Origin of the sequence: Solwaraspora sp. WMMD406 (assembly GCF_029626025.1) — a bacterium.
Taxonomy (GTDB): Bacteria; Actinomycetota; Actinomycetes; order Mycobacteriales; family Micromonosporaceae; genus Micromonospora_E.
Genome location: NZ_JARUBF010000001.1, coordinates 628,402 through 641,958 on the forward strand (window position 1 = coordinate 628,402; position 13,557 = coordinate 641,958).

Consider the following 13,557-nt stretch of genomic DNA (forward strand, 5'->3'; position numbering starts at 1 on the left):
GACATGGACGACGGTCTGCTGACGGCGCTGACCACGGCGACGCACGACCAGCCCGACGCGGTACGAGTGGCGGATCGGGCGATGTCCCGGTCCGAGCTGCTGGCCGCCGCCGGATCGGTCGCCCGCGACGTCGCCGGAGCGCAGGTGGTCGCAGTACACGCGGACGCGAGCCTGGACACCGTCGTCGCGGTCACCGGCTGTCTGCTGGCGGGTACGCCGGTTGTCCCCGTACCGCCCGACGCCGGACCGGTCGAACGTGAGCACATCATGCGCGACTCCCACGCCGAACTGGTGCTCAAGGCCGGCCGAATCGACCCGCCCGGTGGAGCCGATCCGGTGGATCGGGCCGGGACCACACAGCAGCTGACCGGCGACGCCAGGGCGCTGATTCTCTACACCAGCGGCACCACCGGAGCGCCCAAGGGCGTACCGGTCACCCGGCGGGCGATCGCCGCCGATCTGGACGCCCTGGCCGAGGCCTGGGCCTGGACGCCCGACGACGTGCTGGTGCACGGCCTGCCGCTGTTCCACGTGCACGGCCTGGTGCTCGGGGTGCTCGGCGCGCTCCGGATCGGGTCCCGGTTGGTGCACACCGGCCGTCCCACCCCCCAGGCGTACGCCACGGCCGGCGGCACCCTCTACTTCGGCGTACCCACGGTCTGGTCCCGGATCTGCGCGGACCCTGCCTCGGCACGGGAGCTGCGTGGCGCCCGGCTACTCGTTTCCGGCAGCGCCGCGCTACCCACGCCGGTCTTCGAAGAGTTGGCCGGTCTGACCAGGCTCCGGCCGGTCGAGCGGTACGGAATGACCGAGACCCTGATCACGGTCAGCAGTCGGGCGGATGGCGAACGGCGGCCCGGCGCGGTCGGCGTTCCACTGGCCGGCGTACGGACCCGCGTCGTGGACGAGCACGGCGAACCGCTCCCGACAGACGGCACGACAATCGGTGAGCTGCAGGTACGCGGCCCGACGGTGTTCGATGGCTACCTCGGCCGGGACGATCGTGCCGAGTTCACCGCCGACGGCTGGTTCCGCACCGGGGACGTCGCCGCGATCGGCTCCGACGGCTGGCACCGCATCGTCGGCCGGTCCTCCACCGACCTGATCAAGAGCGGCGGCTACCGGATCGGCGCCGGCGAGGTGGAGAGCGCGCTGCTGGCCCATCCGGCGGTACGCGAGGCGGCGGTGATCGGCGTTGCCGATGCCGATCTCGGCCAACGGATCGTGGCGTACGTCGTTGCCGACGGCGTACGGCCGGAACAGCTCATCGCATTCGTCGCGGACGAGTTGTCGGTCCACAAACGTCCTCGCGAGGTACACATGGTGGACGGTCTGCCACGCAACGCGGTGGGCAAGGTGCAGAAGAAGCTGCTGTCCGACCTCGAACCCCGACGGCCTGGCGATGGCCTGGGCGGCATCAGCCGAACGGCTGATACGGAGGGTTCGACCGACTCCCTATAAGTTTTCATTATTGGCGGCTCAAGTATCCATCATTTCTGACGCCGAAGTTGATTTCTCGTTGAACCGATCCCTACGGTGTGCGTAAGGCCGGGACAGCGCTCGATGCATGGTGTCATCCGAGTGCCCGAGCCTACGGCAGACAGCCACAGCACGGTGAGCGTTCGGAAGGTATACACATGGGACGGTCGGCCCACAGACGCGCCACCACTGGACGGATCGGTAGTCGGGGACGCCGCGCGGTCATCGCGGCCGCCACGCTCACCGCCTTCGGCGTCCTGATTGGTGTCAGCCAGATCTCGAACGCGGAAACGGACCGCGACGCGACCGCACAGACCAACACCAACGGCTTGGACGTCCTCGGCGACAGCTGCGAAGACAGTGCTCTGCCGGCACACGCCGGCTTTCAGGAGGGCGGCCGCTGTGTCTCGACCGCGTTCGGTGAGGTGGCCGAGGCGGAGAAGAATCCCACGCTGCTGATCACCGAATTCCCGGAGAACGTCGGGGTCGGCGAGCCGTTCCAGCTCAAGGTGAGTACCCGCAACCTGGTGCGTGACCGGTTCCTCCCGGCCGCCCAGGGCGGCTACTACGTCGAGTCGTCGCTGCTCAACGGCGACGGGCTGGTACGCGGCCACTTCCATACCGCCTGCCGGATGCTCACCAGCACCACCGAGGCGGTCGATCCGGCACCGGTCCCGGCGTTCTTCGTCGCCACCGAGGACGGTGGCGGTGGCGCCGAGCCGGACGTGGTGACGATTCTCGTACCCGGCATGCCGCAGGAAGGTGTGGCGCAGTGCGCGTCCTGGGCGGGCGACGGCTCGCACCGTATTCCGATGATGCAGCGCGCCAACCAGACGCCAGCCCTCGACGCGGTACGCATTCGGGTCGGTGCAGCCGGACAGCCGCCGGAGGAAGAGGCGCCCGAAGAGGAGCAGCCGGAGGAGCAGCTCCCGGGCGAGGAGCAGCCCGAGGAGCAGCCCGAGGAGGAAGTTCCGGGCGAGGAGCAGCCGGGCGAGGAGCAGCCGGGCGAGGAACCGCAGCCGCAGGAGCCGGGCGAAGAGGAGGGCCCTGGCGAACAGGAACCTGGTCCGGAAACCCCGGAGGAGACGGCTTCGCCAGAACCACCAGCCACCCCCGTCCCGACCGAGGCACCGACCGAGGCACCTGAGGAAGCGCCGACCAGCCCACCGGCCGCCGGTGTGGACCCGGAGGACGACGAACAGACGGCCGCTCCGGTAGCCGGTGGCACCGATCCGACACCGTCTCCGTCGCCCACTGCGCCCGCGCCCGAGGAGTCAACGAACGATCCCGGAGAGTCGCCGGCACCGATCGTGGAGAACCAGCCGGCGGGTGCCGTTGCCAACGCCCCAGCGGCCGACGAGCTCGCTGCCGATTCGGATGACCTGGGCGGTGACCGGCTGGCGCTCACCGGAGCCAACACGATGAACTTCCTGGTCGTCGGCGCGGTGTTGATCCTCGGCGGACTGGTGATCGTCCACCTGACCCAGCGGCGCCGCTACCCGGGACGACGCCGCTGACCGTACGGCCCGCCCGCCTGTGGGACGGGCGTTGGATTCACGTGAAACGGCCCTGACCGGCGACGGTCGGGGCCGTTTCGGGTGATGTCCGTCGGCACACGGAGCTCATCGGCAACGGATGACCCGCCCCGGTCGGTGTCCATCGGGGCGATCTCCCAGCTCTGCAGAATCGGCCGGGCCAGGCCGGGCCTGGCAGCAGTCGCGATCAGATCGACGCCGAGATCATGTCACAGCGTGGAGCCAAGGGGACTCGAACCCCTAACCCCTGCCTTGCAAAGGCAGTGCTCTGCCAGTTGAGCTATGGCCCCGTACGGTCGCCCTCGGCGCACGCCTGCGAGCGGCGACCGTTGTGGGAGACCGGAAGTTCGGGTCAGCGCAGGTCGGGAGCAGTGGTGGCCTCGTGCCACAGGGCACGCTCGTCGCTGGTGTCCTTGACCTTTTTGGCGATCAGTGCGGCAACACCGATGACCGCCGCGATGATCAGGAGCTTCTTGGCCATGGGGCGAATCCCCTTACGCTCGACTGTCGTGGAGTGGGGCTAGCTGGAATCGAACCAGCGACCTCAGAGTTATCAGCTCTGCGCTCTAACCGACTGAGCTATAGCCCCGTACGCGACGAGCAAGGTTACCGTACCGCCGGGCCGTGCCCCAACTCGGGGCAGCGATGGCGTCGCCTGAACGGATCGACCTAACCGGTCAGGCTGATCGGGCCTGTGCACCGACTCGGAGGAGCGTACCGGATCGCGGAAGGCCGGGGCCATCGGGTATCGACGCACCCGACCCGCCCGGCCTTCCGCTCAGCGGCAAGCTCAGTCGCGTTCGGCGAGGGTCAGCTCGATCCCGCCGACCAGGTCGGCGCAGACGTTGTAGATGAAGGCACTGAGTGTGGCGAGCGCGGTGAACAGCACCACGTTGATCAGGCCGAACAACGCGGAGGTCCCGATCACGCCCTGGGCGGTGATCCGGAACGACGGCCCGTCCCCGCTGCCGGTGCTGATCAGGTCGCTCAAGCTGGTGTTGACGCTCTGGAAGACACCCATCGCGTCGAGCGCCAGATAGAGCACGGACGTCGCCACCACCACGACGATGAAGAGCACCAGCGAGACCGCGAACGAGAACTTCATGACCGACCAGGGGTCGATCCGCTTGAGGTTGAGTCGGGCTCGACGAGGGCCACGTGACGCCGGGGAGCTCACCGCCGGGCGGGAGACCCGGGTGCCGTCGCCGCCGCCGACTCGGGCCGCGCCGACGGCGGCCGCGCCGCCGATCGTCCGTACCGAGGGCGATCCCAGCCCGGCCCGGCCGGCAGCGGTGCTCCCCGGCGACGTGACACCGGGTGAGCCGAGACCGTTGCCGGGCCGGGTGCTGGTGCCGAGGCCGCCAGCGGCGGTGGCGCCGAGCGCCCCACCGCTGAACCCGCTGCCGGAGCTTGCCGGCGGGGCGGAGGAGACAGGAGGCGCGGAAGTCACGGGTGGTGTCGACCTTCCAGATGAGGCGGCGCTGCCGCTGGCTGTAGAGGCACCGTCGCCCCCGGCTCCCGGTCCGGACGCTCGATCGTCCGGTGGGACGTCTGCGGGTTTGTCCGGTGGTGGCGGCATCCCGGGTGCTCGGGTGAATTTCGGCGAGGGCGAATCGGCGGGGACACTCGCCCGACCGACGGCTGCCCGCCCGGTGGCCGGTGCGGCTCCTCCGCCAGCGGAGTCCTCGTCGGCCGGTGTCGCCGAGGCCCCCGTGGCGCCCGACTTCGCCTGGGTCTCCGTCATCAACTAGTCCTGTTCGTCAGGCTCGTCGGCATTGCGAGCAATGGCCACGATCGTTACGCCTTCTGGGAGGTCCATGAGCTTGACCCCCATTGTGTTCCGATCCCGGGTACGTCGTACAGGCTTCACCGGAGTCCGGATCACGCCACCGTTGCTGGTGATGGCGAAGAGCTCGTCGTCCGGGCTGATCACGGCCGCGCCGACCAGACCACCGCGACGCTCGGTGATCTTCGCGGTCAGCACGCCTTTGCCTCCCCTGCCCTGGACCGGATATTCCTCGATCGGGGTCCGCTTCGCGTACCCGCCGTTGGTGGCGACCAAAACGTCCAGCCCGTCCTGGACCACCTCCATCGCCAGCAACTCGTCGGCGTCGGTGAACCGCATGCCGATGACGCCCGAGGTGGCCCGGCCCATCGGCCGCAAGGCCTCGTCGGTGGCGTTGAACCGGATCGCCTGGGCGTTCTTGGAGACCAACAGCAGGTCGTTGTCGGCCGAGGCGAGCGCCGCGCCGACGAGTTCGTCGGCGTCGCGCAGGTTGATGCCGATGATCCCGCCGGAGCGGTTGGAGTCGAACTCCTCCAGTTTGGTCTTCTTGACCAGGCCGTTGCGGGTGGCCAACACCAGGTACGGCGCGATCTGGTAGTTGGGGATCCGAATCACCTGGGCGATGTGCTCGTCCGGCTGGAACGCCAGCAGGTTGGCGACGTGCTGACCCCGCGCGGTCCGCGACGCCTCCGGCAGCTCGTACGCCTTCGCCCGGTACACCCGGCCCTTGTTGGTGAAGAAGAGCATCCAGTCGTGGGTCGAGGCGACGAAGAAGTGACTGACGATGTCGTCCTGCCGCAGAGTGGCCCCGCTGACGCCCTTGCCGCCCCGCCGCTGCGACCGGTAGAGGTCGACCTTGGTGCGCTTGGCGTACCCGGTGCGAGTGATGGTGACCACCACGTCCTCGCGGGCGATGAGGTCCTCCATCGAGACCTCGCCGTCGAACGGAATGATCTTCGTCCGCCGCTCGTCACCCCACTTGGCGACGATCTCGCCGAGCTCCTCCGAGACGATCCGCCGCTGCCGTTCCGGCTTGGCCAGGATGTCCTTGAGGTCGGTGATCTCCAGCTCGATCTTGGCGAGCTCGTCGATGATCTTCTGGCGTTCCAGCGCGGCGAGCCGGCGCAGCTGCATGTCCAGGATCGCGGTGGCCTGGATCTCGTCGACGTCGAGTAGCTGCATCAGGCCCTGCCGGGAGTCCTCGACCGTCGGCGAGCGCCGGATCAGGGCGATCACCTCGTCGAGCATGTCCAGCGCCTTGACCAGGCCGCGCAGGATGTGTGCCCGTTCCTCGGCCTTGCGCAACCGGTACGCCGTACGTCGGCGGATCACGTCGATCTGGTGCTCGACGTAGTAGCGGATGAACTGCGCCAGGTTGAGCGTACGCGGCACCCCGTCGACCAGCGCCAGCATGTTGGCGCCGAACGTCTCCTGCAGCTGGGTGTGCTTGTAGAGGTTGTTGAGCACCACCTTGGCGACCGCGTCGCGCTTGAGCACGAGGACCAGCCGCATACCTGTACGCCCGGACGACTCGTCGCGAATGTCGGCGATCCCGGCGAGCTTGCCTTCCTTGATCAGCTCGGCGACCCGCTCGGCCAGGTTGTCCGGGTTGACCTGGTACGGCAGCTCGGTGACGACGAGCGCGGTCCGGTTCTTCTTGTCTTCCTCGACCTCGACCACGGCGCGCATCCGGATCGAGCCACGCCCGGTCCGGTAGGCGTCCTGGATCGGGGTGGTGCCGACGATCAGCCCCGCCGTGGGGAAGTCCGGGCCCTTGACGATGTCGATCAACGCGTCGAGGGTGGTCGCCTCGTCGGTCTCCGGGTTCTCCAGGCACCACTGCACCGCCGCCGCGATCTCCCGCAGGTTGTGCGGCGGGATCTTGGTGGCCATGCCGACCGCGATGCCCTCGGAGCCGTTGATCAACAGGTTGGGGATCCGGGCCGGCAGGATCACCGGCTCCTTGGCCCGCCCGTCGTAGTTGTCCTGGAAGTCGACGGTGTCCTCGTCGATGTCCCGCAGCATGTCCATCGCCAACGGGTCGAGCTTGCACTCGGTGTTGTGGCTGACGAATCCGTCGGTGACGAAGGAATGGTCGTCGGTGTCCACCCGGAGGCTGTAGACCGGTTGCACGCCCGCATCGGTGATCTCGGCGACCTCGGCGTAGTAGAAGCGGCCGTCGACCAGCGGCTCGACGACGTCACGCACCTCGCGTTCGGTGATCCGGGCGAGGATTTCGGACCGGTCGCGTTCCCACCGTTCGATCCGGTCGACGTTGTGCCGACGCAGCCAGTCACGTTCCGTCCACCGGCTCGCGCCATGCTCCCGGATGAAGTCCCCGACGAACGGCACGAAGTCGCCGGCGAGGGCCCTGCTGGTCGCCGACACCTGGGCCAGCTCGGACTCCAGTTTGGCCTGCTTGCGCCCGAGGAAACCGACGTGGGCGGCGAAGATCCGGGCGTCGCGGCGGTTGGTCACGACCACCTTGATCTCGCCGTCGTCGTACCGGCACTGCTTGCTGATCACGCCGAACTCCAGCAGGAGCTGCTGTACCTCACGGGCCAGCCGGTCACTGCGAGTGGAGTACGAGATTTGGATGGTGTTGCGGGGCAGCAGCGAGAAGGAGCCATCGCACTCGAAGAGCGCCTGGAGGAAGGCACGCTTGACCGCCGCCGGCCCCTGCCAGACGAACTCGGGTACGAACTTGGCGGCGCTGCGCGCACCGACCAGCTCGCCCAGTGCGGTGCTAGCAAACTGCTTGATGCTGGCCCGAACTCGGTACAGCGTTTTGCCTGAGGGCATCGACTCCTCGTTGACCCAGCGCTTACCCCCGACAGCGAGATCGAACGCCGCGATCACCCGTGTGAAGAAGCTGCGATCGACGTTGGCGAACTCAACCCACCTGTCGGAAATCCAGCCCTCACTCACCAGCGCACCCGCAAGGACGGCTGCCTCGACGTGCTCCAGCATCGGGTAGCCGATCTCGTCCGGCACCGAACGCTGGATGACCACCCGGTCGCCGGGGGAGATCTCGGCGAGTAGCTTCCAGAGCAGGGTCGGCACGCCGGCGACCTCGACCAGGCAGAGCACCGGGTGGTTGTGGGTGCCGGTCAGCTCGTACCCCTCGCGGGTGCGCAGCCGCAGGGTCGGGTGCTCGCCGGAGTGGAAGAACTTGGAGGCGCGGACCAGATCGCCGTTGCGGTCGCGGACCTTGAGGTCGACATCGGTCTCGCTGCTCGACGCGGCGTCCGCCACGACCTGCTCGATCCGGACCGAGCCATCAGAGGTGCGGATTCGAACATTACCGGACAGACAATAACGCATCGCCGCAGCCGGGTCGTTGCCAGGGGAGCCGAAGTTGCCGTTGCCGTCGACCAGCGGGTAGCGCAGCGACCAGGGCTGGGCCATCCGGACCAGCGCGTCGTAGATGGCCGAGTCGCCGTGCGGGTGGAACTGGCCCATCACGTCGCCGACGACCCGGGAGCACTTGACGTAGCCCCGGTCCGGTCGGTAGCCGGAGTCGAACATCGCGTAGAGGATCTTGCGGTGTACGGGCTTGAGCCCGTCCCGGACGTCCGGTAGCGCCCGCCCGACGATCACGCTCATCGCGTAGTCGAGGTAGGAGCGCTGCATCTCGACTTCCAGCCCGACCGGCTCGATGCGATCGTGGCCGGCGACCGCTGCCGTGGCGGGGGGTACCGCCGCGGCTGCCGCGCTGTCCGACTCGCTGTCGAAGGACTCGGGAGTATCCGTCACAGTTAACCCTTATCAGACTTAATACCGTCATACCGCTGTGGACAACGGCTGTGGAATCTGGCGAAGCGGGGGACAACTCGTCCGGGCCGGCCGAGGTGACGGCCGGCCCTGGTCATGGTCGCTAGATGTCCAGGAACCGCACATCCTTGGCGTTGCGTTGGATGAACGACCGGCGCGCCTCGACATCCTCACCCATCAAGACGCTGAACAACTCGTCGGCGGTCGCGGCATCGTCGAGGGTCACCTGGCGAAGCGTACGGGTCGCCGGGTTCATCGTGGTGTCCCACAGTTCGGGGTAGTTCATCTCGCCCAGGCCCTTGAACCGCTGGATGTCGTCCGGCTTGGCGTTCGGCTTCTTCTGCTGACGCAGCGCGATCAGTCCGTCCCGCTCCCGGTCGGAGTACGCGTACTGGGCGTCGTCGCCCTTGCGGTTCCACTTGATCTTGTAAAGCGGCGGGGCGGCCAGATAGACGTGACCGAGCTCGACCAGCGGCCGCATGAACCGGAACAGCAGGGTGAGCAGCAGGGTCTGGATGTGCTGACCGTCGACGTCGGCGTCGGCCATCAACACGATCTTGTGATAGCGCAGCTTTTCGATGTCGAAGTCGTCGTGGATCCCGGTGCCGAGCGCGGTGATCAGCGCCTGCACCTCGTTGTTCTTCAGTACCCGGTCGATCCGCGCCTTCTCGACGTTGAGGATCTTGCCGCGGATCGGCAGGATCGCCTGGGTACGGGGGTCGCGCCCCTGCTTGGCCGAGCCGCCCGCCGAGTCTCCCTCGACGATGAAGACCTCCGACTCACGCGGGTCGGTCGACTGGCAGTCGGCCAGCTTGCCCGGCATCGAGCCGGACTCCAGCAGCGACTTGCGCCGGGCCAGCTTGCGGGCCTGCTGGGCGGCGATCCTGGCCCGGGCCGCCTGGGTGGCCTTCGTGATGATCATCTTGGCTTCGGCCGGGTTGCGGTCGAGCCAGTCGACCAGCCACTCGTTGCACACCCGCAACACGAAGCTCTTCACCGGGGTGTTGCCGAGCTTGGTCTTGGTCTGGCCCTCGAACTGCGGATTGGCCAACTTGACCGAGATGATCGCGGCCAGCCCTTCCCGGATGTCCTCGCCGGAGAGCTTCTCGTCGCCCTTGAGCAGCTTCTTGTCCGCGCCGTACTTGTTGACGACGCTGGTCAACGCGGCCCGGAAGCCCTCCTCGTGGGTGCCGCCCTCGTGCGTGTTGATCGTGTTGGCGAAGGTGTAGACCGACTCGCCGTACGATTCGTTCCACTGCATGGCGATCTCGACCGACATGCCCTCCTCCTCCGCGCCGAACTCGACCACCGTCTTGTGGATCGGGCTCTTGGAGTTGTTGAGGTGCCGGACGAAGTCGGCGATGCCACCCTTGTAGCAGAACGTCACCTCGCGGGGCTTACCGTCCTCCTCGGCGACCCGCTCGTCGCGCAACTGGATGGTCAGCCCACGGTTGAGGAAGGCCATCTCCTGCAGGCGACGGTAGATCGTCTCGAAGGCGAAGTCGGTGGTCTCGAAGACCGACGAATCCGGCCAGAAGGCGACCGCCGAGCCGGTCCGGTTGGTCGGCTCGCCCTTGTCCAGCGGGCCCGGCTTGGAGTTGGTGTACTGCTGGCGCCAGACGTGGCCGTCCTTGTGGATCTCCACCTCCATCCGTACGGAGAGGGCGTTGACCACTGAGACACCGACACCGTGCAAACCACCGGAGACGGCGTACGCCTTGCCGTCGAACTTGCCACCGGCGTGCAGCACGGTCAACGCGACCTCGACGCCGGGCTTCTTGAGCTTCGGATGCAGGTCCACCGGGAACCCACGGCCGTTGTCGGTGACCCGTACCCCGCCGTCGGCGAGCAGCACCACCTCGATGGTGTCGCAGTAGCCGGCCAGGGCCTCGTCCACCGCGTTGTCCACGACCTCCCACACCAGGTGGTGCAGGCCACGTTCACCGGTCGACCCGATGTACATGCCCGGCCGTTTGCGGACCGCCTCCAAGCCCTCCAGTACGGTGATCGACTCGGCGCCGTACTCCTGCTTTTTCTGCGCTGCCACCCTCGGCCACTTTCTCGCGCACCTGGCCAGTGTCAGCGCAGGTGGCGCGGGGTTCGGCGGGCATCCGGACGACGGGCGCGAATCGGCACCATGGTCGACAACCCGAAAAACCGGGTGGATCGCCGACGGGTGGCGAAACGCGCCGATCGCCGCAGGGCACCCGCGGATCACGAACGGCTGGGTCCCCCTGCGGCCCGCCGATCGTGAACTGGATCGTCGCGCCGCACGGATCCCTCGTCTCTGCCTACGATCCTACTGTGCCGAACCCAGATAACAGGGACGCGGCACCCCCGTAAAGCGGCTGAGAGGTGCGTAGCCGGCCGCACCCCACCCACCGCGACCACCCCCACACGCACCCGACCGGCCCGTGGCGAGCGCCGAACCTTTGCGGCACCTTAAGATGAGACACCGCCACAGTTGCCGCTACAGTGCCGCTACCGCTGCGGCGTACCGGGTCCGCCCGATACCCGCCACCGGCTCGAGAAGGGTGACGCTTGCGATGGGGCTGGACAACGTCGCCGTGCAGTGGCCACGGATCGGCGAGTTCTACGAGCCGGTCGCGCCGGCCGAGTTCGTCGACTTCGGCGACCTGGCCGAGGTCGCCGAAGTCGCGGCGCCGACCGCGGCGCTCGCCGGATACATCGCCAAGACCGGCAGCGTACGGGCGACCGCCTACACCGAACTGGTCGATCTGCTACTCGGCCTCGTCGGGGTGCTGTACGCCACCGAGGCCGCGGCAGAGGACGAGGACCCGGTGATCGACCCGGACGGCTGCGCCTGGATCGCCGGCGGTCTGGAGCGCTTCGTGGCCGGCCACGACAAGTACGGCGAGGTGGTCACCTTCGACACCGTCGCGGCGGTGCTGCGCGACGCGCTCGTCGACGCCCGGCTGGCCGAACAGCAGTTGCGGTGGCTGGACAGCCGGCTGGACGCGCTGCGCGACGACGCCGGCAACGCGCCGCAGTGGAGCTTCCCGCGTTCCGAGCTGGCCGTACTGTCGCGTTTCTACCGGCGCTGCGCCGACCGTGGCTTCGCGATCTACGCCGACGCCGACGGCTGATCCCGCCCGTCGAGTCCGCAGGTCGATACCCGCGCGGGACATCTCCAGCCGGCCGATCTCCAGCCGGCCGATCTCCAGCCGGCTGAGTCGGCTCGGCCGTACGAGCCGACTCAGCCGTACGTGTCCCGAGGTCCCCGCCCCCGTACCCGGCGCGGTCCCTTCGACCACGATGGCGCAGCCGGACCGTGGATGTGCAGTCTGCGCACCACGTTGTGCCCGACCTCCTTGGCGATCTGCTGCAACAGCGAGCGGGCGAGCAGCCGCAGCTGGGTGGCCCACGCGGTCGACTCGGCCTCGACGGTCAACTCGCCGTCCTCCAGCTTGACCGGTCGGCTGTGCGTGGCCACCTCCGGCCCGACCACCCGTTCCCACGCGCCGAAGACGGTCGCCTCGGCGGCCGGACGCTGCCAGCCACGGGCCTTGACCAGCCGGGCCAGCACGTCACCGAAGAGTTGCGGATCGCGCGGATCCGGGCCTGGTCCGGAGTAGCCGCGCAGCCGCCGCCGGTTGCCGCCACGGCCGCCGGCGAACTCACCCGCGTCGCCGCCGGCGCCGTCCCCCGACAGATCGTCTGACGAGGTACGGCGACGCGGCTGGCTCGCCAACCGTCGGGCCCGGGCGGCGTCCAGAACCGCCCTGGCGAGCTGCGGACCGGTCGACGGCGGCGGCAACCGTACCGGGTCCTCGTCGCCGCGCGGGCGCGGTGTTCCCGGGGTGTCGGGCGGTGGATCAGCTGGCACGGCGGACCTCCCCATGAGTCACCTCGAACCTGGCCCCACGCAGCGCCAGTGGTACGTCGTCGGCGACCGCGCAGGTCACCAGGAGCTGGCTGGCTCCGGTCACGAGCTGCGCCAACCGTTCCCGCCGGCCGGTGTCCAGCTCGGCGAAGACGTCGTCGAGCACCAGCACCGGCTCAATCCCGTCGGCGCGCAGCAGGTCGTAGGCGGCCAGCCGCAGCGCCAACGCGCAGGACCAGGATTCGCCGTGGCTGGCGTAGCCCTTGACCGGCAGACTACCCAGGTTCAGCTGCAGGTCGTCGCGGTGCGGCCCGACGAGCGTGACGCCGCGTTCGACCTCACTCGGCCGGGCGGCGCGCAGGGCCTCGGCGAGCGCCGATTCGAGCGCGCCCCGGTCGGCGGTCGCCGGCTCCGGCAGCTCCGGCAGCTCCGTCGACGATCGGTAGGAGATCGCCGCCGCGCCGGTCCCGGCGGCCACCGCGTCGTACGCCTTGGCCACGTGCGGAGCCAGCGCGGTGACCAGCGCCAGCCGGCCGGCGAGCAGCTCGGCGCCGTGCCGGGCGAGGTGCGCGTCCCAGACGTCGAGCGTGCTCAGGTCGCCGCCCCGGGAACCGCCGGTCTTGCGGGCCAGGTACGCGCTGCGCAGCAAGGCGTTGCGTTGCTTCACCACCCGGTCGTAGTCGGCGCGGACCCCGGCGAACCGGGGAAGCCGGGTGACCAGCAGATCGTCCAGATAGCGGCGGCGTTCGGCCGGATCGCCCCGGACGATCTCCAGGTCCTCCGGGGCGAACATGACCAGGCGCAACGCGCCGACGATGTCCCGCGCCCGGCGTACGGCGGATCGACCCAGTCGGGCCCGGTTCGCCCGACCCGGCGTGATCTCCAGTTCCACCAGCAGCTCGCGTTGGTCCTGCGTGATCAGGCACCGGATGATCGCCGACTCGGCACCGACCCGTACCAGCGGCGCGTCGGTGGCGACCCGGTGGCTGCCGAGGGTGGCCAGGTAGCCGAGAGCCTCGATCAGGTTGGTCTTCCCGACCCCGTTCGGCCCGACCAGTACGCTGCCGCCAGGCTCGAAGGCGAGATCGACCCGCTGGTACGAGCGGAAGTCGATCAGTTCGAGCCGGCGGACGTGCACG

General features: G+C 68.8%; 8 protein-coding genes, 2 tRNA genes and 1 pseudogene. 3 read left to right on the plus strand and 8 right to left on the minus strand.

The features are described from left to right. Positions 1-3 precede the first annotated feature (3 nt). Together O7632_RS02745 and O7632_RS32175 are read left to right on the plus strand one after the other, a co-directional pair. A pseudogene (locus O7632_RS02745) lies at positions 4-1,380 on the plus strand (acyl-CoA synthetase); the annotation flags it as partial. 257 nt (positions 1,381-1,637) lie between these two features. Beyond that, positions 1,638-2,996 (plus strand): hypothetical protein, encoded by a 1,359-nt coding sequence (locus O7632_RS32175; protein ID WP_347403552.1) that lies wholly within the window; start codon positions 1,638-1,640, stop codon positions 2,994-2,996. 235 nt (positions 2,997-3,231) lie between these two features. Here the strand turns inward: O7632_RS32175 and O7632_RS02755 are convergent. From O7632_RS02755 to gyrB, 6 genes are all read right to left on the minus strand, one after another. Next, positions 3,232-3,304: transfer RNA gene (locus tag O7632_RS02755), tRNA-Ala, on the minus strand. Positions 3,305-3,366: 62 nt separating this feature from the next. After that, on the minus strand, positions 3,367-3,495 hold the full coding sequence (locus O7632_RS02760) for a DLW-39 family protein (protein WP_278111150.1): 129 nt from the start codon (positions 3,493-3,495) through the stop codon (positions 3,367-3,369). Positions 3,496-3,529: 34 nt separating this feature from the next. After that, a tRNA-Ile gene (locus O7632_RS02765) sits at positions 3,530-3,603 on the minus strand. 201 nt (positions 3,604-3,804) lie between these two features. Beyond that, positions 3,805-4,758, minus strand: coding sequence for a DUF3566 domain-containing protein (locus O7632_RS02770; protein WP_278111152.1), 954 nt, complete (start codon positions 4,756-4,758; stop codon positions 3,805-3,807). 3 nt (positions 4,759-4,761) lie between these two features. After that, positions 4,762-8,556 (minus strand): intein-containing DNA gyrase subunit A, encoded by a 3,795-nt coding sequence (gyrA, locus tag O7632_RS02775; protein WP_278111154.1) that lies wholly within the window; start codon positions 8,554-8,556, stop codon positions 4,762-4,764. Between the two features lie 121 nt (positions 8,557-8,677). Continuing rightward, positions 8,678-10,621, minus strand: coding sequence for a DNA topoisomerase (ATP-hydrolyzing) subunit B (gyrB, locus tag O7632_RS02780; RefSeq protein WP_278111156.1), 1,944 nt, complete (start codon positions 10,619-10,621; stop codon positions 8,678-8,680). Positions 10,622-11,120: 499 nt separating this feature from the next. On the opposite strand from gyrB, the gene O7632_RS02785 reads away from it, so the two are divergent. Continuing rightward, positions 11,121-11,681, plus strand: a complete 561-nt coding sequence (locus O7632_RS02785) for a hypothetical protein (RefSeq protein WP_278111158.1) — start codon at positions 11,121-11,123, stop codon at positions 11,679-11,681. A gap of 110 nt (positions 11,682-11,791) precedes the next feature. Here O7632_RS02785 and O7632_RS02790 read toward each other — a convergent pair whose 3' ends face one another. Both O7632_RS02790 and recF read right to left on the minus strand, forming a co-directional pair. After that, entirely contained in the window at positions 11,792-12,352 is a 561-nt protein-coding gene (locus O7632_RS02790) for a DciA family protein (protein WP_278119783.1), read from the minus strand. A gap of 58 nt (positions 12,353-12,410) precedes the next feature. Beyond that, the gene (gene recF, locus O7632_RS02795) at positions 12,411-13,556 is read right to left on the minus strand and encodes a DNA replication/repair protein RecF (RefSeq protein WP_278111160.1); all 1,146 of its coding nucleotides are present in this window, start codon (positions 13,554-13,556) and stop codon (positions 12,411-12,413) included. Between the last annotated feature and the right edge of the window lies 1 nt (position 13,557).

Excerpts from the sequence above, each read along its gene's own strand:
- O7632_RS02760 (WP_278111150.1), bottom strand. The coding sequence starts at position 3,495 with ATGGCCAAGAAGCTCCTGATCATCGCGGCGGTCATCGGTGTTGCCGCA.
- O7632_RS02770 (WP_278111152.1), bottom strand. The coding sequence starts at position 4,758 with ATGACGGAGACCCAGGCGAAGTCGGGCGCCACGGGGGCCTCGGCGACA.
- O7632_RS32175 (WP_347403552.1), top strand. The coding sequence starts at position 1,638 with ATGGGACGGTCGGCCCACAGACGCGCCACCACTGGACGGATCGGTAGT.
- O7632_RS02785 (WP_278111158.1), top strand. The coding sequence starts at position 11,121 with ATGGGGCTGGACAACGTCGCCGTGCAGTGGCCACGGATCGGCGAGTTC.